Origin of the sequence: Polaribacter marinaquae, from assembly GCF_038019025.1 — a bacterium.
GTDB lineage: Bacteria > Bacteroidota > Bacteroidia > Flavobacteriales > Flavobacteriaceae > Polaribacter > Polaribacter marinaquae.
This window is the reverse complement of record NZ_CP150496.1, coordinates 143787-169997: the sequence shown is the minus strand read 5'-3', so window position 1 is coordinate 169997 and position 26211 is coordinate 143787. Positions and strand designations below refer to the sequence as shown.

The 26211-nt window shown below is 29.0% G+C and carries 23 protein-coding genes; 12 read left to right on the top strand and 11 right to left on the bottom strand.

Annotated features, from left to right (window positions below; all coding sequences use genetic code 11):
• Positions 1-83 precede the first annotated feature (83 nt).
• Positions 84-1484 (top strand): class II fumarate hydratase, encoded by a 1401-nt coding sequence (fumC, locus tag WG950_RS00750; protein WP_340933447.1) that lies wholly within the window; start codon positions 84-86, stop codon positions 1482-1484.
• An 88-nt stretch (positions 1485-1572) separates the two neighbouring features.
• Positions 1573-2046, top strand: coding sequence for a nucleoside deaminase (locus WG950_RS00745; protein ID WP_079736815.1), 474 nt, complete (start codon positions 1573-1575; stop codon positions 2044-2046).
• A gap of 35 nt (positions 2047-2081) precedes the next feature.
• On the opposite strand, the gene WG950_RS00740 is transcribed toward WG950_RS00745, so the two are convergent.
• The 3 genes from WG950_RS00740 to WG950_RS00730 are packed head-to-tail and all read right to left on the bottom strand — an operon-like array spanning position 2082 to position 5872.
• The gene (locus tag WG950_RS00740) at positions 2082-2591 is read right to left on the bottom strand and encodes a DinB family protein (RefSeq protein ID WP_340933446.1); all 510 of its coding nucleotides are present in this window, start codon (positions 2589-2591) and stop codon (positions 2082-2084) included.
• Between the two features lie 8 nt (positions 2592-2599).
• A complete protein-coding gene (locus WG950_RS00735; protein ID WP_340933443.1) occupies positions 2600-5068 on the bottom strand; it encodes an exopolysaccharide transport family protein in 2469 nt (822 codons plus the stop codon).
• A 6-nt stretch (positions 5069-5074) separates the two neighbouring features.
• Positions 5075-5872, bottom strand: coding sequence for a polysaccharide biosynthesis/export family protein (locus WG950_RS00730; protein ID WP_340933441.1), 798 nt, complete (start codon positions 5870-5872; stop codon positions 5075-5077).
• A gap of 90 nt (positions 5873-5962) precedes the next feature.
• On the opposite strand from WG950_RS00730, the gene WG950_RS00725 reads away from it, so the two are divergent.
• The 4 genes from WG950_RS00725 (at position 5963) to secA (ending at position 11241) form a co-directional block, all read left to right on the top strand.
• Positions 5963-6739, top strand: a complete 777-nt coding sequence (locus WG950_RS00725; RefSeq protein ID WP_340933440.1) for a class I SAM-dependent methyltransferase — start codon at positions 5963-5965, stop codon at positions 6737-6739.
• Positions 6740-6797: 58 nt separating this feature from the next.
• Positions 6798-7370, top strand: coding sequence for a cob(I)yrinic acid a,c-diamide adenosyltransferase (locus WG950_RS00720; protein ID WP_340933438.1), 573 nt, complete (start codon positions 6798-6800; stop codon positions 7368-7370).
• A gap of 159 nt (positions 7371-7529) precedes the next feature.
• Positions 7530-7751, top strand: a complete 222-nt coding sequence (locus WG950_RS00715; protein WP_077809574.1) for a DUF2795 domain-containing protein — start codon at positions 7530-7532, stop codon at positions 7749-7751.
• Positions 7752-7899: 148 nt separating this feature from the next.
• Entirely contained in the window at positions 7900-11241 is a 3342-nt protein-coding gene (gene secA / locus WG950_RS00710) for a preprotein translocase subunit SecA (RefSeq protein ID WP_340933437.1), read from the top strand.
• Between the two features lie 79 nt (positions 11242-11320).
• Here secA and folE read toward each other — a convergent pair whose 3' ends face one another.
• From folE to nadC, 5 genes are all read right to left on the bottom strand, one after another.
• Positions 11321-11986, bottom strand: coding sequence for a GTP cyclohydrolase I FolE (folE, locus tag WG950_RS00705; protein ID WP_231963621.1), 666 nt, complete (start codon positions 11984-11986; stop codon positions 11321-11323).
• A 108-nt stretch (positions 11987-12094) separates the two neighbouring features.
• On the bottom strand, positions 12095-13462 hold the full coding sequence (hisS, locus tag WG950_RS00700) for a histidine--tRNA ligase (RefSeq protein ID WP_340933435.1): 1368 nt from the start codon (positions 13460-13462) through the stop codon (positions 12095-12097).
• A gap of 103 nt (positions 13463-13565) precedes the next feature.
• Positions 13566-14510 carry a YihY/virulence factor BrkB family protein gene (locus WG950_RS00695; RefSeq protein WP_340933432.1) on the bottom strand — a complete coding sequence of 315 codons (945 nt, stop codon included), beginning with the start codon at positions 14508-14510 and terminating at the stop codon, positions 13566-13568.
• Between the two features lie 26 nt (positions 14511-14536).
• Complete coding sequence (locus WG950_RS00690; protein ID WP_340933430.1) at positions 14537-15109, bottom strand: pentapeptide repeat-containing protein; 573 nt, start codon at positions 15107-15109, stop codon at positions 14537-14539.
• 1 nt (position 15110) lies between these two features.
• Complete coding sequence (gene nadC / locus WG950_RS00685; protein ID WP_079736828.1) at positions 15111-15971, bottom strand: carboxylating nicotinate-nucleotide diphosphorylase; 861 nt, start codon at positions 15969-15971, stop codon at positions 15111-15113.
• Positions 15972-16058: 87 nt separating this feature from the next.
• On the opposite strand from nadC, the gene rlmH reads away from it, so the two are divergent.
• Complete coding sequence (gene rlmH, locus WG950_RS00680; RefSeq protein WP_077809581.1) at positions 16059-16532, top strand: 23S rRNA (pseudouridine(1915)-N(3))-methyltransferase RlmH; 474 nt, start codon at positions 16059-16061, stop codon at positions 16530-16532.
• Here the strand turns inward: rlmH and WG950_RS00675 are convergent, their stop codons facing one another.
• The gene (locus WG950_RS00675; protein WP_340933426.1) at positions 16533-17327 is read right to left on the bottom strand and encodes a helix-turn-helix transcriptional regulator; all 795 of its coding nucleotides are present in this window, start codon (positions 17325-17327) and stop codon (positions 16533-16535) included.
• Between the two features lie 269 nt (positions 17328-17596).
• Between WG950_RS00675 and WG950_RS00670 the strand changes: the two genes are divergently transcribed.
• The 4 genes from WG950_RS00670 to WG950_RS00655 all read left to right on the top strand — a co-directional run bounded on the left by WG950_RS00670 (position 17597) and on the right by WG950_RS00655 (position 21142).
• Complete coding sequence (locus WG950_RS00670) at positions 17597-18178, top strand: non-canonical purine NTP diphosphatase (protein ID WP_340933425.1); 582 nt, start codon at positions 17597-17599, stop codon at positions 18176-18178.
• A 19-nt stretch (positions 18179-18197) separates the two neighbouring features.
• Complete coding sequence (locus WG950_RS00665) at positions 18198-19226, top strand: iron ABC transporter permease (protein WP_340933424.1); 1029 nt, start codon at positions 18198-18200, stop codon at positions 19224-19226.
• Positions 19227-20024 carry an ABC transporter ATP-binding protein gene (locus WG950_RS00660; RefSeq protein WP_340933422.1) on the top strand — a complete coding sequence of 266 codons (798 nt, stop codon included), beginning with the start codon at positions 19227-19229 and terminating at the stop codon, positions 20022-20024.
• A gap of 68 nt (positions 20025-20092) precedes the next feature.
• Positions 20093-21142, top strand: a complete 1050-nt coding sequence (locus tag WG950_RS00655; protein ID WP_299059612.1) for a M28 family metallopeptidase — start codon at positions 20093-20095, stop codon at positions 21140-21142.
• Positions 21143-21217: 75 nt separating this feature from the next.
• Here the strand turns inward: WG950_RS00655 and msrA are convergent, their stop codons facing one another.
• Positions 21218-21871 (bottom strand): peptide-methionine (S)-S-oxide reductase MsrA, encoded by a 654-nt coding sequence (gene msrA / locus WG950_RS00650; RefSeq protein ID WP_340933421.1) that lies wholly within the window; start codon positions 21869-21871, stop codon positions 21218-21220.
• A gap of 280 nt (positions 21872-22151) precedes the next feature.
• Between msrA and dnaX the strand changes: the two genes are divergently transcribed.
• Entirely contained in the window at positions 22152-23867 is a 1716-nt protein-coding gene (gene dnaX, locus WG950_RS00645) for a DNA polymerase III subunit gamma/tau (RefSeq protein WP_340933420.1), read from the top strand.
• Here the strand turns inward: dnaX and WG950_RS00640 are convergent.
• Positions 23843-25687 (bottom strand): sodium:proton antiporter, encoded by a 1845-nt coding sequence (locus tag WG950_RS00640; protein ID WP_340933419.1) that lies wholly within the window; start codon positions 25685-25687, stop codon positions 23843-23845. The two genes, dnaX and WG950_RS00640, sit on opposite strands and share 25 nt — an antisense overlap.
• Positions 25688-26211: the final 524 nt, after the last annotated feature.

Genomic DNA, 26211 nt, shown 5'->3' with positions numbered 1-26211 from the left:
TTTTTTCAATAGTATTTAATAGTTTGTATTATTAAGATTTAGCTTAGTTTTTGTAAATTTGTTCGATCTAAAATAAAGTTAAAATGTCAAAATACAGAATAGAAAAAGACACAATGGGAAATGTAGAAGTTCCTGCTGATAAATATTGGGGAGCACAAACACAACGTTCTCGAAACAATTTTAAAATTGGTGCTGCAGCTTCTATGCCTCTAGAAATAGTATATGGTTTTGCATATTTAAAAAAAGCAGCAGCTTTTACAAATGCAGAGTTAGGAGTTTTAGCTACAGAAAAAAGAGATTTAATTGCACAAGTTTGTGATGAAATTTTAGAAGGTAAACTAGATGATCAATTTCCATTAGTTATATGGCAAACAGGTTCTGGTACGCAATCTAATATGAATGTAAATGAAGTTATCGCAAACAGAGCTCATGAAATAGCTGGAAAAGTTATCGGTGAAGGCGAGAAAACAATTCAACCCAATGATGATGTAAACAAATCTCAATCTTCTAACGATACATTTCCAACAGGAATGCATATTGCAATTTATAAGAAGATTAAAGAGACAACAATACCAGGTATAATAAAACTTAGAAATACTTTAAATGATAAAGCCGTTGCTTTTAAAGATGTAGTTAAAATTGGTAGAACTCACTTAATGGATGCTACACCTTTAACTTTAGGGCAAGAATTTTCTGGTTATGTAGCACAATTAGATTTTGGCTTAAAAGCTTTAGAAAATACTTTAGCACATTTAAGTCAGTTAGCACTTGGTGGTACAGCTGTGGGTACAGGTTTAAATACACCTGCAGGTTATGATGTAATGGTTGCTAAATATATAGCAGAGTTTACCGATTTACCTTTTATTACTGCAGAAAATAAATTCGAAGCTTTAGCTGCTCATGATGCATTGGTAGAAACACATGGCGCTTTAAAGCAAATTGCCGTTTCTTTAAATAAAATAGCAAACGATATTCGTTTAATGTCTTCTGGACCAAGATCTGGAATAGGAGAAATTATTATCCCTGCAAACGAACCAGGGTCTTCTATAATGCCAGGTAAAGTAAATCCTACACAAGCAGAAGCAATAACAATGGTTTGTGCACAAGTTATGGGTAATGATGTTGCCGTAACAATTGGTGGTACGCAAGGTCATTATGAACTTAATGTTTTTAAACCAATGATGGCTGCAAATGTTTTACAATCTGCACAATTAATTGGTGACGCATGTGTTTCTTTTGAAGAAAATTGTGTTACAGGTATAGAGCCAAACCAGTCTAGAATTACAGAGTTGGTAAATAACTCTTTAATGTTAGTTACTGCCTTAAACACCAAAATAGGATATTATAAAGCTGCAGAAATAGCTAATACTGCTCATGCTAACGGAACAACACTAAAAACAGAAGCTGTTCGTTTAGGGTATGTTACTGAAGCAGAATATGACGAATGGGTTAAACCAGAAGAAATGACTGGTAGCTTAAAATAAAAATGAAATTACAAGAATTAAAAAAGCTGTAATTAATTTTACAGCTTTTTTTTGGCTTAAAAAATAATTATAATTAAAGTTAATGAAGATGACAAATCACGAAGGATTTATGAGTGAAGCAGTAAAAGCTGCATTAAAAGGAATGAGTAACAATGAAGGAGGACCTTTTGGTTGTATTGTTGTAAAAAACGGTGAAATTGTAGGTAGAGGAAACAACAAGGTTACTTCTACAAACGACCCAACAGCACACGCAGAGGTTACTGCAATAAGAGATGCTTGTAAAAACTTAAACTCTTTTCAGTTAGATGGCTGTATTGTTTACACTTCTTGCGAACCTTGTCCTATGTGCTTAGGTGCAATCTATTGGGCAAGACCAGATAAAGTTTATTACGGAAGCAATCAGCAAGATGCTGCAAATATTGGTTTTGATGATGAGTTTATATATAAAGAAATTCCGTTACCTTACGAAAAAAGAAGTATTCCTTTTGAACAAATTGGAAGAGAAATTGCTTTAGAACCTTTTCAAAAATGGTCTGAAAAAGAAGACAAAACCGAATATTAAATAAAAAACCGAAGCTTAAATGCTTCGGTTTTTTTTTACAAATATCTTTCTTTTATAATATTTACATGATGTAATTGGTGACCTGAGAATAAATAACCTAATGCCCTAACTGAAATTGAGTTTTTAGAAGCAATTCCTTTTCTTAAAAGAGCTTCAGAAGTAAAACTTTTAAACATTTGTATGGTTGATTTTCTTAAAACATCCATCTCTGAAAGTAACTCATAAAAATCTCTATCGTTTGCATTATCATTATCAACAAAAATATCTTGATCAAAACCTGGCAATTCTGTTTTATCATTTCTAGCGAAACATAATGCTCTGTAACAAAATACTCTCTCTGTATCTATTACATGTTGTATCAGTTCTTTTAACGTCCATTTATCTTCATCATAAGCATAGTTATGTTTTTCTACAGGTAAATTGTCTAATAAATTATGAAACTTTTTTTGAGATGCTTCTAAATTATCAACTATAGACATCTCTTCTACAGAAACCAACTGCATGTATTGCTCAAAATAAGGTGCGTATTCTGATTTAGAAATCATTTATAAAATTATTTTTTAGGTTTAAAAATATTAAATACTCTAGACATAAAACTCGTGCTTTCCTCATTCTCGTGATATCCATAACCGTACTTACCATAACCGTAGCCGTAACCATAACCGTAGCCATAACCGTAACCATATCCGTATTTGTTTTTGATAGAAAAATCATTTAAAACATAACTAATATTAGCAACTTCTTTGTTTTTATACTTATCATCAATCATTCTCATCATACCTCTTTCTGTGTAATTCTGTCTAACCACATAAATAACAGCATCAGAATGTTTAAATAATTCTAAAGCATCAGAAACTAAACCAACAGGAGGCGTATCAATAATTACATAATCGTAATCTTTTTTCAATTGTTCTATCATTTCATCGGCAGCATTACCTAATAATAATTCCGACGGATTTGGAGGTATTGGACCTGATAAAATTAAATCTAAGTTTGGTATTTTTGTTGGTGTAATTACTTCTTCTAAAGTTTTTTGCTTAATCAAGTAATTAACAATTCCTATGTCATTTGGCAAATTAAAATCGTCATAAATTTTAGGTTTTCTTAAATCTAAACCTAATAATACTGTCTTTTTACCACTTAATGCAAAAACAGTTGCCATGTTTATAGATATCATGGTTTTACCTTCTCCACTTACAGAAGAAGTTAAAATCAGGGTTTTAGAATCCTTATTACTTGCATCTTTAAATAAGAACTGAATATTAGACCGAAGAGCTCTAAAAGATTCTGCTACCGAAGATTTTGGTCTCTCGAAAACAGCTAAATTGTTATTACCTGCATTATTACCAACTACACCTAAAACAGGAATTGAATAATTATTTTGAATTTCTTCTGCAGTATGAATCTTATTATCTAAAATTTCTTTAATAATAATGTAAAATAACGGTAAAATACCACCTAACATAATAGCTACTAAATAGTTAAAGCTAGGTATTGGATAATTTGGCCCTTGACCTAAATCTTTAGCAGTATCAATAATTTTAACATCAGAAACATTTGCAGCAATAGCTGTACCTGCTTCATATTTTTTTTGCTTTAAATAATTATAATTTGCCTCAGACAATTCATAATCTCTTTGATAAGTTATTAACCCCTGCTCTTTCTTAGGTAATTTTCTCTTTTGAGACTGATACTTATTTAGATTTGCATTTAATTTTCTTAACCTATTACTGTTTACCTGTTCTAAAGAAGAAATATTTTCTAGTAAATTATTTTTAATAATCTCAATCTCTCTAGATATTTGAATAACATCTGGATGATTGTCTTTTACAAGATTTCTTAAACTTTCTCTAAAACTAGATTTTGTAACCAAGTTATTAATTAATTCAGCTATTTTAAGATCTTCTATTTGAAGTGTAGCCGGAACTAAATTATCTCTGTTGTATTTATTATTAGATTTTATGTAACTTTTTAAATTATTTAAATACTCTCTATAACTAAGTATTTGTTGTTTCTCTTTTTCTATGCTTATAGCTTCACCAAAAATTTCTGTACCTTGAGTAGATAAATCGAAAATATTATTCTTCTCTCTATATTCACCTAATTCTTTTTCTAGTTTTATTAATTTCTGTTCTTCATCTTTAAATAATGTATCAATATAAGCTCTGGTTTTGACTGCATATTCAATTTTCTGAACTTGCTTAACAGAATCTAAAACTTTTACCGTTGCATTTAAATAATCTTCTAATCTTTTTTTATTAACACCATCTTTACGAAGCCTTAGCATCGAAGCTGCATTTGTTATCGTACTTACAGAAACACCTTTATTAGCACCAACAGTACCATCAAAACTAGCAAACTTTATAAAAAATTGTTCTCCTGCATTAAAAGGAGCTAATTGTTTAATTGTAAAACTAAAAAATGGAGTTTCTATTAGTTCACCTACTTTATAGTCTTTTGAATAATTTAATTCTGATGAAGGTAAACTTGATATTGTATTCGTATCATAATTAATTATCGCATTATTTCCCGATTCATTAAAATCAAAAGAAAGTTTGAAAGTTGTATCACTAGTAAATTCAATATTGATTAATTTATTAAGTAATTGAGGTTTAGTGGTATTTAAATTAACTATAAACGGTGTATAACCATATTTATCTTCTAACCTAAACTTACCATCTTGAAAATATTGAATATAAAAATTTAAACGTTTTACTACTATTTCATTATGAGATCTAGATTGTAAAATAACTTTTACCGTTTCTAGTTCATCACTAGAACCACCCCAATTAAATGCAATATTTGTTCCTGTAGAAAACAACGGATTATTTTCTTCTTTTACAGAAATAACAGTCTCTAAACTAAATGTTTTCTGTAGGTAACCATTCATAAATTTGGCTACAATTAAACCAATAATTATAGTTACCAAAAATAATTTCCAATAAGCCAGCACTTTAAATAGATAGTCTTTTACATCTATGTTTGCTCCGCTATTTTGAACACCTTTAGATTGATTATTCATAGTATTTTATAAATTTCTTGCTAAAATTATTGTTGTAGAAATAAGTGTTAATAAAGAAACTATCGTAGTTAAACTCTGCAAACCAGTAGTACCAGTTCCCCAAGATTTTTCTTTTAATGGTTTAATATTAATTATATCATTAGGCTTAATATAAAAAGCTTCATCGTTTAATACATCTATATCAGTTAAGTCTACTACAAACTTTTTAGTTCCATTACCTGTTTTTCTAATAATCTCAACAGCTTTTCTATTACCAACATCTGTAATATCACCTGAATTTGCGATTGCATCAATAATAGAAACTCTATTTTGATAAATTATATTAGTTCCTGTTTGATTAATTTCACCTAAAATAGTATATCTAATTCCAGAAAGTTTCACAGAAACATATAAGCTTTCGTCATTATTAATATAATCTTGTCTTAAAATATCTTCGATTTTCCTTCTTGCTTCTAACTCAGTATAACCTAACACATTTATTTCACCTAATGTTGGTATTCTAATGTTACCATAGTTATCAATACTGTAGTCTGAAAAATAGCCTTGATTATTTTCATTTGAACCACCACTATTCATTAAATTGCTATTTAAATTTTGTTTTTGAAAAACAGCAACAATTTCTGGTTTCTTAGAAGATATTGTAATATTCAAAATATCGTCTACTTGTAATTTATAAGGTATATTGTTAATCCTTTTAATTTCTGAATTAGAAGTTGGATTTCCTTGTAGATACGTTAACTCTTTGTTCGATAAACAAGAACTAAAAAAAACTACCCCAAAGAGTAATATTAAGTATTTTTTCATTTTAGATTTTAATGTCAATAATTACAAATATACTTTTTATAAGTGTAAAGCTATAATTTTATTTTATTTTCGTTTTTTCATTTATCTATAATGCTGTATCAACAAAAAAAATATCTTCAATTTTTACTAAAATCTAGTAATCAACATGGTGTTCATTCCCCTTTTGTGTATAAATTAATTACAAAAGGATTGTATTCTAAAAAAAGTAAAAAACTTTGGTCTGAATTCAAAAATATTAAACAGCAATTATTAGACAATAAAAAAATAATTGAAGTCACAGATTTTGGGTCGGGTTCAAAAGTTTTTAAAAATAATAAAAGACAAGTTTCTAAAATAGCCAAAGTTGCTGGTATTTCGAATAAAAAAGCTTCCATTCTTTTAAAAATTGTAACTTATTTTAAACCATTAAATATCTTAGAGTTTGGTACATCTCTTGGTTTAGCCACTTCCGTATTTAAAATTGCAAATCATTCGGCAAAAATTACAACTTTAGAAGGATGCCAAGAAACCATTAAAATAGCAAAAAACCTGTTTGAAAGTAATAATTTTGAAAATATTGAAGTTAGAGTTGGCGACTTTAACGACACATTACGTACATCAATAAAAGAAAGAGAATTCGATCTAATTTATTTTGATGGAAATCATACTAAAGAAGCTACGTTAAAATATTTTAATGATTGTTTACAAACAATACATAATGAATCAATATTTATTTTTGATGATATTTATTGGAACCAAGAAATGCAAGAAGCATGGTTAGAAATAAAAAACGATAAGAATGTAACCGTTACAGTAGATTTATTTTATTTCGGATTGGTATTTTTTAGAAAGGAACAAGCTAAAGAACATTTTAAAATTAGAGTTTAACAAAACTCTAAGGAATAACTTTTGTAAATTTGAAAATATTAAATTCAGACAAAATTAAATGAAAATATATACAAAAACCGGTGATGCCGGAACAACTGCTTTATTTGGAGGAACTAGAGTTAAAAAATACAATTTACGCATCGATAGTTATGGCACAGTAGATGAATTAAATGCATATATTGGCTTAATTAAAGACCAAGAAATTGATTCAGAAATTAAAACTTCACTTTTCAAAATTCAGAACGAATTATTTACTTTAGGAGCAATGTTAGCAACTCCAACAGAAAAAGAAACGCTAAAATCTGGTAAAGAAAGATTGAATATTCCTAAAATTAATGAGAACTCTATTTCGTTTTTAGAAAAAGAAATTGATAAAATGGATGCCGAATTACCGCAAATGACTCACTTTATTTTACCAGGAGGTCACCAAGCAGTGTCATTTTGTCACGTTGCAAGGTGTGTTTGTAGAAGAGCAGAACGTTTATCTGTAGAGTTAAATGACCAAGAAACTATTAATAATGAGATCTTAAAATATTTAAACAGACTTTCTGACTACCTTTTTGTGTTGGCACGAAAATTGTCTAAAGACTTACAAGTAGAGGAATTAAAATGGATTCCTGAGAAAAATTAATAAGTTCTTTTTTTATCGATTTGAAGTTTTTTTTTAGATTTAAAACACTAATTTTAAGTGATTCACAAAATTTAATAATTACTTCACAATAAATTTCTTAAAAAAGACTTGCATAATTCAGCAAAAAAATTATTTTTGCACAAAATTAAACGATAAGAAATGTATTGGACATTAGAATTAGCATCTTATTTAGCAGATGCGCCTTGGCCAGCAACCAAAGATGAGTTAATAGATTATGCTATTAGAACCGGTTCTCCTTTAGAAGTAGTAGAAAATCTACAAGACATAGAAGATGAAGGTGATGCATACGACTCGATTATTGAGATTTGGCCAGATTATCCAACCGAAGATGATTATCTTTGGAACGAGGATGAATACTAAACATGATAATTAAATATAAAAGTCTCTAAAGAGGCTTTTTTTTTGTTTTCTTTTTAACAGAAGAAAACAAAAATTTATTATTTATAAAAACCTGATATACAACCAAATAATAAAGCTATTTTTTTAGCTACTAAAAACATATTAATAAATGAGTATTTTAAATTCTGTAATAAAACTTTTTGTAGGTGATAAACAACAGAAAGATTTAAAGATTTTACAACCAGTTGTAGATGATGTAAAAAAGTTTGAAATAACTTTTTCTAAACTTACTAACGATGAATTACGAGCTAAAACCATCGAGTTTAAAGAAAGAATTAAAACGGCAACTAAAAAGTTTGACGATCAAATAACTGCTTTAGAAGAAGAAGCTGTTAAAGCAGATATAGACAGACAAGAAGAAATTTATGCAGAAATTGATACTTTAAAAGATGACGCATACAAAGTTTCTGAAGAAACATTAATGCAAATTATGCCAGAAGCTTTTGCTGTAGTTAAAGAAACAGCAAAACGTTTTGTAGAGAATAAAGAAATAGTGGTTACTGCATCTCCTTATGATAGAGAGTTATCTGGCGAAAGAGATCACGTTACATTAGATGGTGACAAAGCTATTTGGGCTAATTCTTGGGATGCTGCAGGGAAACCTGTAACTTGGGATATGGTACATTATGACGTGCAATTAATTGGTGGTTCTGTTTTACATCAAGGTAAAATTGCAGAAATGATGACAGGTGAAGGTAAAACTTTAGTTTCTACACTTCCTGTTTATTTAAATGCCTTAACAGGTAATGGTGTACACTTAGTTACTGTAAATGATTATTTAGCAAAACGTGATAAAGCTTGGATGGGACCAATTTTTGAATTCCATGGCTTTACAACAGATTGTATCGATTATCACCAACCAAATTCAGATGCACGTAGAAAAGCTTATAATGCAGATATTACTTACGGAACAAATAACGAATTTGGTTTCGATTACTTAAGAGATAATATGGCAAGCTCTAAAGACGATTTAGTGCAAAGAGCGCCAAATTATGCAATTATTGATGAAGTTGATTCTGTTTTAATTGATGATGCAAGAACACCTTTAATAATATCTGGACCCGTACCACAAGGAGACAGACACGAGTTTAACGAGTTAAAACCTTTAGTTAACGAATTAGTAGGAATACAAAGTAAGTATTTAATCGGTGTTTTAGCAGAAGCTAAAAAACTTATTGCTGCTGGCGATACAAAAGAAGGTGGTTTTCAATTATTAAGAGTTTACAGAGGTTTACCAAAAAACAAAGCATTAATTAAGTTTTTATCACAAGAAGGAATCAAGCAAATTCTTCAAAAGACAGAAAACTACTACATGCAAGACAATAACAAATTAATGCCAGAAGTAGATGAGGCACTTTGGTTTGTTATCGAAGAAAAAAATAATCAAATTGATTTAACAGATAAAGGTATCGCACATTTATCAGAAAAAACACAAAACGAAACTTTCTTTGTTTTACCAGATATTGGTGTAAAAATAGGAAGTATCGATAGTTCTGATGCTTCACCAGAAGAAAAAGCTTCTTTAAAAGAAGAACTTTATAAAGACTTTAGTATTAAAAGCGAGCGTATTCATACAATGAACCAACTTTTAAAAGCGTATACCGTTTTTGAAAAAGATGTAGAATATGTTGTTATGGATAATAAAGTTATGATTGTTGATGAACAAACGGGACGTATTATGGATGGTCGTCGTTATTCTGATGGTTTACACCAAGCAATCGAAGCTAAAGAAAATGTAAAAATTGAAGATGCTACGCAAACATTTGCTACAGTTACACTTCAAAATTACTTTAGAATGTACCGTAAATTATCTGGTATGACAGGTACTGCAATTACAGAAGCAGGAGAATTATGGGAAATCTACAAGTTAGATGTTGTAGAAATCCCTACAAACAGACCAATTCAAAGAGACGATAAAGAAGATTTAGTTTACAAAACTGCTCGTGAAAAATACAATGCAGTTATAGAAGATATAGTTAAATTAGTTGCAGAAAAAAGACCCGTACTTGTTGGTACAACATCTGTAGAAATATCAGAATTATTAGGTAGAATGTTACAAATGCGTAAAATTCCTCATAATATTTTAAATGCAAAATTACACAAAAGAGAAGCAGATGTAGTTGCAGAAGCTGGTAAACCTGGTGTTGTTACAATTGCAACAAACATGGCAGGTCGAGGTACAGATATTAAACTTTCAGATGAAGTTAAAGCTGCTGGTGGTTTGGCTATTATAGGTACAGAACGTCATGATTCTCGTCGTGTAGACAGACAATTAAGAGGTCGTGCTGGTAGGCAAGGTGATGTTGGTTCTTCTCAATTTTATGTTGCTTTAGATGATAACTTAATGCGTCTTTTCGGTTCTGATAGAATTGCAAAAATGATGGATAGAATGGGATTAAAAGAAGGTGAAGTAATTCAACACTCTATGATTTCTAAATCTATTGAAAGAGCTCAGAAAAAAGTAGAAGAAAACAACTTTGGTATTCGTAAACGTCTTTTAGAATATGATGATATTATGAACGCTCAAAGAGAGTTTGTTTATAAAAGAAGAAGAAATGCTTTAGATGGTAAACGTTTGCAATTAGATATTGCAAATATGATTTATGAAACTTGTGAATCAATAATAAATAACAATAAAGCCGCAAGAGATTATCAGAATTTCGAATTCGAATTAATTAAGTTTTCTTCAATGACTTCTCCTTTTTCAGAAGAAGAATTCAACAAGCTTTCAGAAAAAGAATTGGCAGATAAATTATATGATCTAATAACAGAACATTACAAAAACAAAATTGAAAGAAATGCAGTTTTAGCTTTTCCTGTAATTAAAGATGTTTTTGAAAATGAAGGTGATCGTTATGAGAGAATTGTGGTTCCTTTTACAGATGGTATAAAATCTTTACAAGTTGTTACAAACTTAAAAGAAGCATATGAAAGTGAAGGTAAAAGTTTAGTAACAGATTTCGAAAAAAATATAACTTTAGCTATTATAGATGAAAACTGGAAAGAGCATTTGCGTAAAATGGATGAATTGAAGCATTCTGTACAAAATGCATCTTATGAACAAAAAGATCCTTTATTAATTTATAAGTTTGAAGCGTTCGAGTTGTTTAAGAAAACTGTAGATGAAATCAATAAAGAAGTATTATCATTCTTATTTAAAGGTGAATTACCAACACAAGATTCTAATCAGATTTCTGAAGCAAAGGAAGTTAGAAGAGAGAGTTTAAATACAAGTAAAGCCGATGTTCAAAATACTACAGAGCAAGCTATTTCTAACTCTAAACAACAGCCATCTGAACCTGTAGAAACAATTGTTAGAGACCAACCCAAAGTTGGTAGAAACGAGCGTGTTACTATTAAAAACGTTATGAGTGGCGAAGAAAAAGTAGTGAAATTTAAACAAGCAATACCTTTAATTGAAAAAGGTGAATGGGTTTTAGTTAACAAATAAAATACCAATTTATTATATACAAAAAAGCCGTTTAGAAAAATCTAAACGGCTTTTTAATGTATGGTAATATTTACTAAATTTAGAATTTAGTATCCATTTTAAGGTAGTCTAAAAACTCTCTTTTTGTTTCTTTTTCGTTAAACTTTCCGCCAAATTCTGCAGTTACAGTAGAACTTTCGATATCTTTAATTCCTCTTGAGTTTACACACAAATGTTTTGCATCTATTACACAAGCAACATCGTCTGTACCTAATGCTTCTTGCATTGCCTGAACTATTTGCATAGTTAAACGTTCTTGCACTTGTGGTCTTTTTGCAAAATACTCAACAATTCTATTCATTTTAGAAAGACCAATTACTTTACCGTCAGAAATATAAGCAACATGAGCTCTACCAATAATTGGTAACAAGTGGTGCTCGCAAGTAGAATAAACAACAATGTTTTTTTCAACTAGCATTTCACCATAATTGTAGTTATTATCGAATGTAGAAGCTTTTGGCTTGTTTTTAGGATCTAAGCCCATAAACATTTCATTAACAAATGCTTTTGCTACTCTTTTAGGAGTTCCTTGCATGCTATCATCTGTTAAATCCATACCAAGAGTGTATAGAATATCTTTAACACTTTCTTCTATCTTTGCTATTTTTTCTTCGTTAGAAATATCAAAAGCATCTGGTCTTACAGGGTTTTCTGCAGATGTTGCCACGTGATTTTCTCCTAAATCTTCAATTCTTTCGTCATTCATTTTGCTGTTCAATTCAAACATTTCATTCTTAATTATAGTGCAAATTTACGTCTTTGCAACGTATTATCTTAATTTCTTAATAAATATAAACTATCTAACTATAATTTATTAAGCTTTTAATTCTGAAATTAATTCTTCTAATGAAACATCATTCTGTTCACCAGAAATCATATTTTTTAAAGTAAAAATATCATTCTCAACTTTAGAAACAACAAATTCTATTGCTCTATTTGTTACGTATTTCCATTGTCGTTTTTGCGCCTTATTACTTTCACCTAAATCTGGATAAAATTCTGATTTGATATTGTGATTTCTCAATTCTTTAATAGCTTTCATTTTTAACAAATCCGTCTCTGCTTCAAAATTTAGAAAAACAACCTTAGGTTTTGGTAAATCTACAGATTTAAATAATCCTAATTCTTCTAATACTAAGTAAATTCTATCTAATCCGAAAGAAATACCAACTCCAGAAACATCTTTTAAACCAAAGATCCCTGTTAAATCATCATATCTTCCTCCACCGCCAATAGAACCCATTTTTACGCCTTCTGGTGCTGCAACTTCAAAAATTGCACCTGTGTAATAATTTAAACCTCTAGCTAAAGTTACATCTATTTCTAAGTTAGCAGTTTCTAAACCTAAACCTTCAATAGAATCTATTACAAAACGCAACTCTTCTACTCCGTTTGTTCCTTCTACAGAAGAAGCCAACATTGCTTCTAAAGAAGTTAATTTATCTATATTAGAACCAGAAAAATCGAATAATGGTTGTACTTTTTCGATAGCATCTTCGGTAATTCCTTTAGATAACATTTCTTTTACAACACCATCTTTACCAATTTTGTCTAATTTATCTAAAGCAACCGTAAAATCTATTAATTTATCTTGAGCGCCAATTACCTCTGCAATACCAGAAAGTATTTTTCTGTTATTCATTTTTATAGTTGTTTTTGCCAAACCTAGTTCGCTAAAAACAGCATCATATAATTGTACAAACTCAACTTCTTGCCATAAAGATTTACTACCAACAACATCTGCATCACATTGAAAAAACTCTCTAAATCTTCCTTTTTGCGGTCTATCTGCTCTCCAAACTGGCTGAACTTGATAACGCTTAAAAGGAAAAGTAATATCGTTTTGATGTTGCACAACATAACGTGCAAAAGGCACTGTTAAATCATAACGCAATGCTTTTTCTGATATTTGAGAAGTAACTTTTAAACTATTTTTTTCTGATAAAAGTTTTTCGTCAGCTTTTTTAAGAAAATCTCCTGAGTTTAAAATCTTAAAAATAAGCCTATCTCCTTCTTCACCATATTTACCCATTAAAGTTGATGAGTTTTCGAAACTTGGTGTTTCTATTGGCTGAAATCCAAAAGTTTCAAACGCAGTTTTTATCGTATTCATGATATACGTTCTGTTTGCTACTTCTGTTGGCGAAAAATCTCTTGTTCCTTTTGGGATGCTTGGTTTCATTAAAAAAAGTTTTTAGTTTTTAGTTTTAGCAGTTTTACCAAAACCAATTGCTTAAATTAAATATTCTCAATTAAAAATTGCGAGTGCAAATATCGTGAAAAAGTTATAATTTTTTAGGTGTTCTAAAGGTTTTATTTAACCTTCTTAAAGAGTAAATAGAAGCGTTTAATTCGAAACCAAGCAAAAGTATAATTGCATTTAGCCAAATGAACAACATCAATATTAAAAGTGTACCAATAGAACCATACAACTCGTTGTATTTGGCAAATTCGTTTACATAATAACTAAATAAATAAAAGGTTAAAATTGATAAGAGCGTAGTAAATACAGCTCCTGGAGAAAAAAACCTAGAATGTTTACCCTCTTTAACGCCATAATGATATAACATAGAAACTGTTAAAAATATCATCAATAAAAATATAAAACCTCTTACTAACTGAATCCAAATAATGTTATCTTCTAACCAACCTAATGTTACCATGTCTTTTAGAATTAATTCGAAAAATATTATTAAAGATACCGTAACAAGTAAAAATAAAACGATAATTATAGATACTAACATTGCTACAAAATAAGAACGAAAAACGTTTCTTACTTCTTTAACATGATACGAATATTCGAAACCACCAAAAATAGCATTTACACCATTTGTCATTAAAAATATTGAACCAATAAACCCAAATGATAGCAAGCCACCATATTGATTTTTGATAATATCGACTAACACAGAATCTACTGCATCAAAAGTTTTTGGTGGTAAAACATCAGAAATTACAGATAATAAACCTTCTTGAGCACCTTCTATTGGTAAAAACGGAATTAAAGTAAGCACAAATAGCATAAATGGAAAAATTGACATAAAGAAACTATATGCAATTCCGCCTGCTCTTGTTGTTAAAGCCCCTTCTACAATACCAATAAAATACATTTCTAAAACATCATATAAAGACATACCTTCTAAACCCGGAATCTTGATTTTCTTACCGAGTTTTACCAAAATATTTATAATTGGTATTTTTTCTAATTTGTCTTCTATTTCTTTTGTCATTAGCTAATACTAATTAGTAATATATATTATTCTATTACAATTTTATAAGAAATTAAAAGTCCTTCGATAGAACTTCTACTAAATTTGGCGCCAGATAATTTATTTTGATTAGGATTGATATTAAAGTTTTTAGCACTTCTAAAATCAGATTTTTCAATATTTGTATTAAAGAAAACAGCTCCTTTTAAATCGGATTTATCAAACAAAGAGTTGTTTACAACTGCTTCTGTAAAATCTGCTGCTTCTAAATTACAATTCAGAAATTTAGAATTCGGAATTTTCAGTTTATAAAATGATGTAAAATTTAATTGACATTCTTTAAAAGAAAGTTCTAATAAAAAAGGATCTACATCATCAAACTTAACACCAATCATCTTACAATTTACAAAACAAACATCTTTAAAAGCAGTATTTCCTATAACTGTATTACTAAAATTACAATCTATAAACTCACATTCTACAAACTGAATATTTGACGCATGAATTCCTTCGAAATTACAATTGTTAAAAACACAATTGTCGTATTCTCCTTTTTTAATTTTGGTCGAAGTAAAATCTATTTTCGAGTAGGTTTCGCTATCAAAAAAACTGTCTAGCATTTTAGTCTATTGCTTTTAAACTTAAATCTAAATTATAAACAGAATGCGTTAATGCACCAGAAGAAATATAATCTACGCCACATTCTGCGTATTTTCTAATCGTATCTTCGTTAATTCCGCCAGAAGATTCTGTTAAACAAGTATCACCAATTAAAGCTACAGCTTTTCTAGTATCTTCATAATTAAAGTTGTCTATTAAAATTCTATAAACACCTTCTACAGATAAAATCTCTTTTATTTCTTCTAAACTTCTTGCTTCTACAATTATCTTAATGTCTAAGTTTTTTTCTGCTAAATATTTCTTAGTTTTTGTAATTGCCGCTGTAATTCCGCCCGCAAAATCTATATGATTGTCTTTAATCATTACCATATCATACAAAGCAAACCTGTGGTTTTCTCCGCCACCAATTTTAACAGCCCATTTTTCTAGAGCTCTAATTCCTGGCGTAGTTTTTCTGGTATCTAAAACCTTTGTTTTTGTACCTTTTAACAAATCAGCAAAAAAAGCTGTTTTAGTAGCAATTGCACTCATTCTTTGCATAGCATTTAAAACCAAACGCTCTGCCATTAATATAGATTGCGATTTACCTGCAACATGAAAAACAACATCGCCGTACTTTACTTTTTCTCCATCATTTATAAAAGTTTCTACTTCTAAATCTTTATCTACATAAGAAAAAACTTGTTTTGCAAATTCTACACCCGCAATAATACCATCGTCTTTTACCAATAATTTTGCTTTACCAGTAGCATCCGCAGGAATACAAGAAAGAGACGTGTGATCTCCATCGCCAATATCCTCACGAATTGCATTGGTTATTATAAGTTCTAGTTCTTTTTCAAATTGTTGTTTCGATATCATATTTTCTGTATTCTGATGTAAAAATAGTATTTTATATTATGAATTACGAATAACAATTTACTAATTGATAATTTGTAATTTTGCTTTATGAAAATTAAATTATTAGCCATCGGTAAAACAGATAATAAAAACCTTTTATTATTGATTAATGAATATGAAAACCGATTAAAACATTATGTGAAATTTCAGTTAGAAATTATACCAGATATTAAAAATGTTAAGAATTTAAGCGAAATACAGCAAAAAGAAAAAGAAGGAGAATTAATTTTATCTAAACTTCAAAATACCGATCAATTGGTATTGCTAGATGATAAAGGAAAACATTATACTTCTATTGAATTTTCTAAGTATTTACAGAAAAAAATGAATGCTGGTTTAAAACAGTTGGTATTGGTAATTGGTGGTCCTTATGGTTTTTCTGATGCTGTTTATAAAAAGGCAACAGGCAAAATTTCTTTATCTAAAATGACTTTTTCTCATCAAATGATTCGTCTTTTTATTGTTGAACAAATTTATAGAGGTTTTACAATTCTAAAGAACGAGCCTTATCATCACGAGTAACTATTCCGTTTTATTATTGATTAAAATTCTGTAAAGTAAAATTATTTCGAAAATTTCTACAGTAAGTTGAGTAAAAATTGCAATCGGCGCTAAAATAATTAGTAGCAAACAAACACCTGTAATTATTTCTAAGATTCCTGTCCATTTAGATAAATCTCCAAAATTGATTAATCTTTTAATTGCAATACCAAAAAGAATGCTTAAAACACCATAACTTAGTAATTGTGCAATACCAAAAACACCTATAAAGTCTTGCCATATGTATAAGGATGTAATATCTAATAAAGAGAAAAAGAACGTAAAAACAATAATTAAAAATCCGCTTATTTGTAATAAATAATTACGAAACAGAACTCCAGTAATCACAAATCCTCGGTAAAATAAAAACATAGAAATAATAGCAACACTTTTTATAATAATGTATATCATTTTAAAAAATGCACTGTCTTTTTCTAAACTTATTATATCAACTCCTATTTCAAAGAAAACAGTTAAGAAATAAACAATACCAAAAATCATTGCCAGGTTTAGTTGCTTGTTGATACTATTTTTGTTTATTCTTAAAACTCCATCGAAGTTACCAACTTGGTAAGGTTCTTTAAAAACCGTTTCATAATCAAAACCTAAAACTTCTAAAATAGCTTTAATTGTATAACTTCTAGGAGAAACATCGCCAGCTTCTATTCTTTGAATTGTTCTAACATTAATATTACATTGTTCTACCAATTCTTCTTGAGTAAAACCTTTTTGCTTTCTTAATTCTAAAATCTTTTTTCCTAGTGCAGGTTGTTCCATAATATGTTTTTTGTTAAATTCCATACAATGTTAATGCTGTTATTTAAAATTACAAATTAATTAGTTACTTTTTAACCCGACATTTCCACGACAAACCAATGATAACAAGGGTTTACAGAGAACATCTATTTTAAGTATTTTATTCTGTTCGATTAAAAAAACAACTTTTTAAAAGGTTTTAATACCTTAAAATAATTAAAGACTAATATAAACAATTCTTTTACCAACACTTTTGTTTGATTACTTTTGTAAAAAACTACGTTTTAAAAATGAAATTAGTCTTCGCTACAAATAACTTAAATAAACTAAAAGAAGTACAAGAAATACTTTCTGATTCTATAGAAATTTTAAGTTTAAAAGATATAAACTGTTTTGATGAAGTTGATGAAACTGAATTAACGTTAGAAGGCAATGCTAAATTAAAAGCAAATCATATTACAAAAAAGTATGGCTTTAATTGTTTTGCAGATGATACTGGTTTAGAAGTAGAAAGTTTAGATAATAAACCCGGAGTTTTTTCTGCTCGATATGCTGGTGAGCCTTCAAATTCTGAAAACAACATGCAAAAATTACTTTTAGAATTAAAAGACAAAGAAAATAGAAAAGCGCAATTTAGAACCGCAGTTTGCTTAAATTTAAATAACGAACAATATATCTTTGAAGGAATTTGTGAAGGAGAAATCTTAAAAGAGAAACAAGGTGAAAAAGGTTTTGGTTACGATCCTATATTTAAACCTGCAGGTTTTTCTGAATCTTTTGCAGAAATGCCATCCGAAGAAAAAAATAAGATTTCGCATAGAGGTTTAGCGATACAGAAGTTGGTTAATTTCTTAAATAAAAATCATTCTTAAAATTTTGTAAAACAAATTAATGCTTCAAAAGAACTATAAAAGACATTTTATTTTATTAGCTATAGTACTTCTTCTCTTGTTTATTTTAAACATTAGTTCAGGTTCTGTTTCTATACCAATAAAAGACATTTTAAACATTCTTTTTGCAAATAATACAAGCAAAGAAAGTTGGCAAATAATAATTATAAATTTTAGATTGCCCAAAGCAATTACCGCTATTTTGGTTGGCTCTGGTTTATCTGTTGCTGGTTTACTAATGCAAACATTGTTTAGAAATCCTTTAGCAGGTCCTTTTGTTTTAGGTATTTCTTCAGGAGCAAGTTTGGGTGTTGCTTTATTAATTTTAGGAAGCTCTTTATTTGGCGGTTATTTTTTAACTAATTCGTTTTCTAATTGGTCTTTACCAATCGCTTCTAGTTTAGGAGCTTTTCTCGTTTTATTTGCCGTAATAATCGCTGCCAATAAAATTAGAAATACGATGTCTATTCTTATAATTGGTTTAATGTTTGGTAGTTTAACTTCAGCAATTATTAGTGTTTTATCTTATTTTAGTGAAGCAGCCCAAATTCAACAATTTATATTCTGGAGTTTTGGTAGTCTTGGTAACTTATCATGGCCAGAACTTTCTATATTTTTTATCATTTACATTATTGGTATTATTGCTACAATTGCAATAGTAAAACCTTTAAACAGTTTTTTATTAGGAGAAAATTATGCAAAAAGTTTAGGTATCAATATTAAAAGAAATAGAAATATCATTTTATTAATTACAAGTTTATTAACCGGTGTAATTACTGCTTTTGCGGGGCCAATTGCATTTGTTGGTTTAGCTGTACCACATGTTGCTAGAATGTTATTTACAACTTCTAATCATAAAATTTTAATTCCGGCAGTTTTAATAATCGGTGCAATTGTTATGCTTATTTGCGATACTATTGCCCAATTACCAACAAGCGAATTTACTTTACCTATAAATGCAATTACCTCTTTATTTGGAGCTCCAATTGTAATTTGGCTACTTATTCGAAAAAAGAAATTATTTGTTTAAATGAACGAAGAAAAAAAACATATTGTAATTTCTACTGAAAACCTAAATATTGGTTATCGGCATAAAAAACTAGATAAAATTGTTTTATCTGATATTAATTTATCCTTAGAAAAAGGTGAATTGGTCTGCGTTTTGGGTAAAAACGGAATCGGAAAGTCTACTTTATTAAGAACACTTTCTAAAGTGCAAAAACCAATTTCTGGCCATATTAATTTAGAAGGAAAAAGATTAAGTACTTACAAAGAATACGAACTTTCTAAAAAACTAAGTTTGGTTTTAACAGAACGTTTGCCAGAAAGTCAATTAACCGTTTACGAATTAATTGCTTTAGGCAGACAACCACACACTAATTGGCTAGATACACTTACAAGTAATGATACCAAAAAGATTAATTTAGCGATTTCTCAAACAGAGATTTCACACTTAAAAGATAAAAGGTTTTACGAATTAAGCGACGGTCAATTACAACGGGTTTTAATAGCTAGAGCATTGGCACAAGATACAGAAGTAATTATATTAGACGAGCCAACTGCACATTTAGATATGCATCAAACTTTAAACATTTTTGCACTTTTAAAAAAATTGGTATTAGAAACTAAAAAAACAATTATTATTTCTTCACATGAAATAAATCTTGCTTTAAAAATGACTGATAAAATTATACTTTTAAAAGAAAATGAAGTACAATTTGGCACTACCGAAAAGCTTATTAAAAGCAATGCCTTCGATAATTTATTTCCCAATAATTTGTTAATATTTAACAAAACCTTACAACAATTTGTAATAAACAAAAGCTAATTTTGATGATAGTGTAACATTTTGTTACATTTGAATACTAATTACAAAAACAAATACTTTTTACATCGATGAAAAAAATACTTTATCTTGCTAGTGCTGTAGCTTTTATGGCTTGTGGTTCTAGTAAAAATGCTTCTAATGAAGATGCAAACGTAGATCATGCTGCTAAATATGCAGCAACAATTACAGCCAAAGATTTAGGTAATCACCTATTTACTTATGCTTCTGATGAGTTTGAAGGAAGAAATACTGGTGAACCAGGACAGAAAAAAGCTGTTGAATATTTAAAAAACTTTTATGTTTCTGAAGGAATTGTTTCGCCATTAGGTGGAGATGATTATTTTCAAGAAGTACCAGCAGAATGGATAAACAAAAATGTACGTAGAGGAAAATTTAAAGATTCTGAAAACGTAGTTGCTTTTATTAAAGGTACAGAGAAACCAGACGAAATTGTAATAATTTCTGCTCACTTAGATCATGAAGGTGTAAAAAACGGAGAAATTTATAATGGAGCGGATGATGACGGTTCTGGAACTGTTGCTATTTTAGAAATTGCACAAGCTTTTCAAATGGCTGCTAAAGCAGGTAAAGGTCCAAAACGTTCTATTTTATTTTTACACGTTACCGGAGAAGAAAAAGGTTTGTTAGGTTCTAAATACTACGCAGATGTAGATCCATTATTTCCATTAGCAAATACTGTTTGCGATTTAAATATCGATATGGTTGGTAGAATTGATGACAGACATAAAGAAGACCCAAATTACGTTTATTTAATTGGTTCTGATAAATTAAGTACAGAATTACATAACTTATCTGAAACTGTTAACAAAAAGTATACAAACATTAACTTAGATTACAAATATAATGATGAGAACGATCCTAATAGATTCTATTACAGATCAGACCATTATAATTTTGCAAAAAATAATGTGCCAATTATTTTTTACTTTAATGGTACACATGCAGATTACCACAGACCATCTGATACACCAGACAAAATTAACTACGAGTTATTAGAAAATAGAACTCGCTTGGTATTTCATACTGCTTGGGAAGTTGCCAATATGGATAAAAGAATTATTGCTGATAAAGCAGAAGCTAAGAAAGAAACTAAATAATAGTTTTTTAAAATTAAAATTGAATAAAAAAAGCAACTCATAATTAGTTGCTTTTTTTTATTCATAACTTAAAGTTTAATGCGCACTTTTCTTTAATAACTGCGGATATTTTTTCTTAAACTTGTTTAACCTTGGCACAGAAACCGCCTTTACATAACTTTGGTTTGGATTTCTTCTTTCAAAATCTTGATGATACTCTTCAGCCTTATAAAATTTTGTGAACTTAGTAACTTCTGTAGCAATCTTACGCTTATAAACTTCGGCATTTAATTGCTTAATAGCATCTTCAATTATCTTTTTTTCATTTTCTGTTTTGTAAAAAGCAATCGATCTATATTGTGTACCGTAATCTGGATGTTGCCCATTTTTTGTTGTTGGGTTATGAGAACCAAAGAAAACTGTAACTAACGTTTCAAAACTAACTTCCTTAGGATTATAATAAACCGCAACTGTTTCTGCGTGACCTGTTTTACCAGTTCCTATTTTCTCGTACGTAGGATTTAAAGTATTACCACCAGCATAACCAGAAACTGCCTCTTCTACCCCTACTACACTTTCAAAAATTGCTTCTACACACCAAAAACATCCACTTGCAAAATAGGCAACTTCTGTGTGTTCTTGCGGAACATACGTTGCTTCTTTTTGGGTATCTTCTTTGTTTGTAAAACCAAAACAAGAAACTAATAATAGCGCAAAACTAGCTACAACAATAGATTTAATTATTTTCATATTCTTTATTTTTAATAATTGATAAAATAAAAATTGCACCAAATATAAAAAGCGAATATTTGGCACAATTTTCTGAACTTCTAACTCAAAATATATAAATCCTGAATTATTTATTTAGTCGCAAAATTACGCATCTTTTTACAGTTGTTTACAACTTTAGCATTTTGTTAAGAAAGCTGTTTGTGTAAAACCCCTTAGATGATTATTTTTGTTAAAGATTTATAACAAAATAAGCAATTGTTATTTTTAGCTTTGCTTACATCAATAGAAAATATAATTAATGGAGCATTTTATAGTATCAGCGCGTAAATACCGTCCTAATAATTTTGAGGATGTTGTAGGGCAACAAGCCATTACAAATACGTTAGAAAATGCTATAAAAAACAATCATTTAGCACAAGCACTACTTTTTACAGGTCCGAGAGGAGTTGGTAAAACATCATGCGCTAGAATTTTAGCTAAAAAAATTAATCAGCAAGATTCAGAGACTTCAGAGAGCGAAGATTTTGCTTTTAATATTTTCGAATTAGATGCAGCGTCTAACAACTCTGTAGATGATATTAGAAATCTAACAGATCAAGTTAGAATTCCGCCACAAACAGGTAAATACAAAGTTTATATTATTGATGAGGTACATATGCTATCTCAGGCAGCTTTTAACGCTTTTTTAAAAACGTTAGAAGAACCGCCAGCGCATGCTATTTTTATATTAGCAACTACAGAAAAACATAAAATTATACCAACGATTCTTTCTCGTTGTCAAATTTTCGACTTTAAAAGAATTGGTGTTTTAGACGCTAAAAACTATTTAAAAACGATTAGCGAAAAAGAAAATATTACTGCAGAAGACGATGCATTGCATATAATTGCTCAAAAAGCAGATGGTGCAATGCGTGATGCATTATCTATTTTTGATAGAGTTGTAAGTTTCTCTGGTAAAAATTTAACAAGAGAAGCTGTTACAGAAAATTTAAACGTACTAGATTACGATACTTATTTTGAAATGACAGATTTGTTAATAGATAATAAAATACCAGACGTTTTAAATGCATTTAACACGGTATTAAGTAAAGGTTTTGAAGGCCATCATTTTATTAATGGTTTGGCAAGTCATTTTAGAGATTTATTAGTTGCTAAAGATAAAGTTACTTTAGACTTACTAGAAGTTGGAGACAATGCCAAGAAAAAATATTTAGCTCAAGCAACAAAAGCTAGCATTCCGTTTTTAATGCAATCTATTAAAAAAGCCAATGACTGTGACTTGAATTACAGAGCTTCTAAAAATCAACGATTATTAGTTGAATTAACTTTAATGCAAATTGCCTCTATCACTTTCGATGGAGAAAAAAAAAAGCCAGCTAATTACATAATTCCAGCAACGTTTTTTCAATCTTTATCACCCGCAAAAAAGAAAAAACCAGCAGCTATTATAAAAAATGTTGCATCAGAATTAACTTCTAAACAAACTACAACAGATAAAAAAGAAGTTACAGAGGTTGCTAAGCCAAAACCTGTCTTAAAAAACTTTGGTCGTTTAAATAAACAACCTAGTAAATATTCTTTAAAAGGTTTTAATCAACAAACTAAAGTTAAAAAAGTTGTTGTTGAAGAAAATTTTGACAATCATCCTAAAGATTTCTTTACCGAACAAAAGCTACAAGAAACTTGGAAGGAATACGCACAAAATCTACATAAAAAAGGAGAACGAAGCATGGCTTCTATTGTAGGTACAGATATTCCTAAATTAGAAAAAGGTTATAAAATTTCATTTTCTGTACCTAATAAATTGATGAAAGATCAATTTTTAAAAGGAAGACCAAAATTATTAAATTTCTTAAGAGAAAGTTTAAATAATTATGGCATTGACATTAATGTAATTTTAAATGAAACTACAGAAAAGAAATTTGCTTACACTCCGCAAGAAAAATATATCAAGCTAAAAGAAAAAAATCCGCTATTAGATAAATTACGTCAGACTTTTGAACTAGACTTATAAACATCACCAATATTTTTACCTAAGTAAGATAATATTAAATTCTCTTTAGTTTCTTCTGTTTTATCAAACTCTGGCACTAAAAATATACCTTGCCCTTTTTCTACAAATAACGGAATCGATTTTTCTTCTTTAGACAAAACATCTAAAATAGCATTATACTCGGTTTCATTATCTATTTCTACCTCAATTATTGCAGGGTTTTCTCTATAAGCCTCACTTAAATTAATATAATCATCATTTGGTGTAAAAAAGTTTTTACGCTCGTTAGCTGTTGCTTCTTTAATTTCTTTAGATGATGCTAACTTATAAGCTCCGTGTTCTCCAAATACATCAGAAAAACTATTTAAAGCATATTTATTAACCATATCACTACCTGTTAAAGCTATTAAATAGCCAACATCGTTTAACTCTATATTATCTGTTAAATCTCCGTCATAAATATCAACATTTAAAGCCTCTAAACCGTCTTTTGAAGCCTGTTCTATAAAGTTTTTATTAGAATCTATTAAAATGACTCTTTTACCTTTGTCTTTTAAATAATTTGCTATTAATCTAGAAGGATTAGAAGCACCTACAAATAAAATAGCGTCAGATTTTTTAAGAAAAACACCAATCATTTTTGCAAACATTCTTGCTGTAGTAGCGTTTAATAAAACTGTACCTAATACAATCATAAAAACCAATGGCGTAATATATTCTGCTCCTTCGACTCCTTGTTTTAAAAGTTTACTCCCAAATAAAGAAGCAATACCAGCAGCAACGATACCACGTGGTCCTACCCAACTTATAAAAATCTTTTCGTTTAATTTTAATTTAGAATTAAAAGTACTAGCAAAAACGGCTAATGGTCTTATAATAAAAACAACCAAGGCAAATAAAGCAGCAGTTTTCCAAGTATATAATAATAATAAATCTTCCATTTTAATATTTGCTGCTAGTAAAATAAATAGAATTGAAATCAGCAATACACTTAAAGATTCTTTAAAATATAATAGTTCTTTTAAGTTTTTTAATTTTCCGTTTCCTAAAACCATTCCCATTACAACTACAGCCAGTAAACCAGACTCGTGCGCAAACATATCTGATAAAACAAAAACCAATAATACCGTTGATAGAGAAACAACATTTAATAAGTAATGCGGAATTAATTTTTTGTTAACAGCATAAGCCAAAGCATGCGCAAATGTAAACCCGAAAGTAGCACCAAATAATAATATTTTACCAAACTCCATTAATGCAGTTTTTGTAAATCCACTTCCACCACCAACACTAATAAATTCAAAAACTAAAACGGCAACCAAGGCACCAATTGGGTCAATTAAAATACCTTCCCATTTTAATACTGTAGAGATGTCTTTTTTAAGTGGAATATTTCTTAAGATTGGTGTAATTACTGTAGGACCGGTAACAATAATTAATCCTGCAAATAGAAAAGATAAATCCCAACCTAAATCAAAAAAATATCTAGCTACAATTCCTGCTCCAAAAAAAGTAATGGCAGAACCCAACGTAATTAACTTTGTAATTACAGGACCAACGTTTTTTATTTCACTTCTTTTAAGTGTTAAACCACCTTCAAAAAGAATGATACTTATTGCCAAAGAAACAAAGTAATACAAACTTTCTCCAGGAAACAATCCTTTTTCGCCATTCCATATTGGTTCAATCCACTTAGACCCGTCTTCACTTAAATATGTTGCAGCAATTGGACCTACTAATAATCCTATTAAAATTAATGGTAAAATTGCAGGTATTTTAAATTTCCAAGCAAACCATTGGGCTAATATTCCTAATATGATAATTCCGGCTAACTCTAACATACTTCTTTGTAAATTTATTAATAGGTAAATTTAAGAATGTTTCATCAGCCTAAAAATATAAATGCACTTTATTTTTTATAATACATAAAACTTAAACAAAGATAGAATTACCAACAAAAACCTCTTCAAAAACAAGTTATAAACAAAAACTTTAGATAAAATAACATAAGATACCCATTTTAAATTAAATAAAATAAATTCAAAACGTTTTAAAAAATTTAAAAAAGCAATAAATCAATCAAAAACAACTTTTACAAACAAATAAATACCCAAAACAGACCTAATTACTTTGAATTATCAAAATCTATTCTAAATAAAAATAAAACAAACACTTTATATAAATATAATTAAGATACTGAAAAACAGATATTTAAAATTAAATTAAAAACACAATAAAAAGCTATTTAATATTCAAAGAAAACTTAAAAAAGAACAAATATCAACAAACTGGCAGGCGTATTTATTTGAGTAAAAAATTATAAAATAATTACCATCATTGCAAGAGAATAAACTAATTTTGTCGT

What these genes read in the sequence shown, in the direction of transcription:
- fumC (WP_340933447.1), top strand. Translation starts at nt 84, where the DNA reads ATGTCAAAATACAGAATAGAAAAAGACACAATGGGAAATGTAGAAGTT.
- WG950_RS00745 (WP_079736815.1), top strand. Translation starts at nt 1,573, where the DNA reads ATGACAAATCACGAAGGATTTATGAGTGAAGCAGTAAAAGCTGCATTA.
- WG950_RS00740 (WP_340933446.1), bottom strand. Translation starts at nt 2,591, where the DNA reads ATGATTTCTAAATCAGAATACGCACCTTATTTTGAGCAATACATGCAG.
- WG950_RS00735 (WP_340933443.1), bottom strand. Translation starts at nt 5,068, where the DNA reads ATGAATAATCAATCTAAAGGTGTTCAAAATAGCGGAGCAAACATAGAT.
- WG950_RS00730 (WP_340933441.1), bottom strand. Translation starts at nt 5,872, where the DNA reads ATGAAAAAATACTTAATATTACTCTTTGGGGTAGTTTTTTTTAGTTCT.
- WG950_RS00725 (WP_340933440.1), top strand. Translation starts at nt 5,963, where the DNA reads ATGCTGTATCAACAAAAAAAATATCTTCAATTTTTACTAAAATCTAGT.
- WG950_RS00720 (WP_340933438.1), top strand. Translation starts at nt 6,798, where the DNA reads ATGAAAATATATACAAAAACCGGTGATGCCGGAACAACTGCTTTATTT.
- WG950_RS00715 (WP_077809574.1), top strand. Translation starts at nt 7,530, where the DNA reads ATGTATTGGACATTAGAATTAGCATCTTATTTAGCAGATGCGCCTTGG.
- secA (WP_340933437.1), top strand. Translation starts at nt 7,900, where the DNA reads ATGAGTATTTTAAATTCTGTAATAAAACTTTTTGTAGGTGATAAACAA.
- folE (WP_231963621.1), bottom strand. Translation starts at nt 11,986, where the DNA reads ATGAATGACGAAAGAATTGAAGATTTAGGAGAAAATCACGTGGCAACA.
- hisS (WP_340933435.1), bottom strand. Translation starts at nt 13,462, where the DNA reads ATGAAACCAAGCATCCCAAAAGGAACAAGAGATTTTTCGCCAACAGAA.
- WG950_RS00695 (WP_340933432.1), bottom strand. Translation starts at nt 14,510, where the DNA reads ATGACAAAAGAAATAGAAGACAAATTAGAAAAAATACCAATTATAAAT.
- WG950_RS00690 (WP_340933430.1), bottom strand. Translation starts at nt 15,109, where the DNA reads ATGCTAGACAGTTTTTTTGATAGCGAAACCTACTCGAAAATAGATTTT.
- nadC (WP_079736828.1), bottom strand. Translation starts at nt 15,971, where the DNA reads ATGATATCGAAACAACAATTTGAAAAAGAACTAGAACTTATAATAACC.
- rlmH (WP_077809581.1), top strand. Translation starts at nt 16,059, where the DNA reads ATGAAAATTAAATTATTAGCCATCGGTAAAACAGATAATAAAAACCTT.
- WG950_RS00675 (WP_340933426.1), bottom strand. Translation starts at nt 17,327, where the DNA reads ATGGAACAACCTGCACTAGGAAAAAAGATTTTAGAATTAAGAAAGCAA.
- WG950_RS00670 (WP_340933425.1), top strand. Translation starts at nt 17,597, where the DNA reads ATGAAATTAGTCTTCGCTACAAATAACTTAAATAAACTAAAAGAAGTA.
- WG950_RS00665 (WP_340933424.1), top strand. Translation starts at nt 18,198, where the DNA reads ATGCTTCAAAAGAACTATAAAAGACATTTTATTTTATTAGCTATAGTA.
- WG950_RS00660 (WP_340933422.1), top strand. Translation starts at nt 19,227, where the DNA reads ATGAACGAAGAAAAAAAACATATTGTAATTTCTACTGAAAACCTAAAT.
- WG950_RS00655 (WP_299059612.1), top strand. Translation starts at nt 20,093, where the DNA reads ATGAAAAAAATACTTTATCTTGCTAGTGCTGTAGCTTTTATGGCTTGT.
- msrA (WP_340933421.1), bottom strand. Translation starts at nt 21,871, where the DNA reads ATGAAAATAATTAAATCTATTGTTGTAGCTAGTTTTGCGCTATTATTA.
- dnaX (WP_340933420.1), top strand. Translation starts at nt 22,152, where the DNA reads ATGGAGCATTTTATAGTATCAGCGCGTAAATACCGTCCTAATAATTTT.
- WG950_RS00640 (WP_340933419.1), bottom strand. Translation starts at nt 25,687, where the DNA reads ATGTTAGAGTTAGCCGGAATTATCATATTAGGAATATTAGCCCAATGG.